Origin of the sequence: Staphylococcus sp. EG-SA-14 (assembly GCF_017151935.1) — a bacterium.
Lineage (GTDB): Bacteria > Bacillota > Bacilli > Staphylococcales > Staphylococcaceae > Staphylococcus > Staphylococcus aureus.
On sequence record NZ_JACVZM010000120.1, the window covers coordinates 1 to 243 of the forward strand.

A 243-nucleotide genomic window follows, 5' to 3' on the forward strand; every position below is an offset into this window, starting at 1 on the left:
TACTGAACCTCGGAAGTTGTACTTTGGTTTAGCACATCTGATGTTGTATGAACAAGTTCGTTTTTGCTATATATTAGCTTATCTTCACGCTAATTACATTAATGTTAACGTATTGGCTATTTTTTATCCAGAAAAAGTTAAAGTTAAAACTTGGGTTGAAAAATATTCGAGATTACGTTCAGTGTATAAATATGAGATTTTTAATGAAAAAGGTGAACTTGCAACTACAGGTTCCACAGAATT

At 30.9% G+C, this 243-nt stretch carries 1 protein-coding gene; it reads left to right on the forward strand.

Annotation, left to right across the window (positions count from 1 at the left end; all coding sequences use genetic code 11):
* The coding region (locus IDG63_RS14875) for a hotdog family protein (RefSeq protein WP_481903614.1) at positions 1–243 on the forward strand (243 nt) is incomplete at both ends.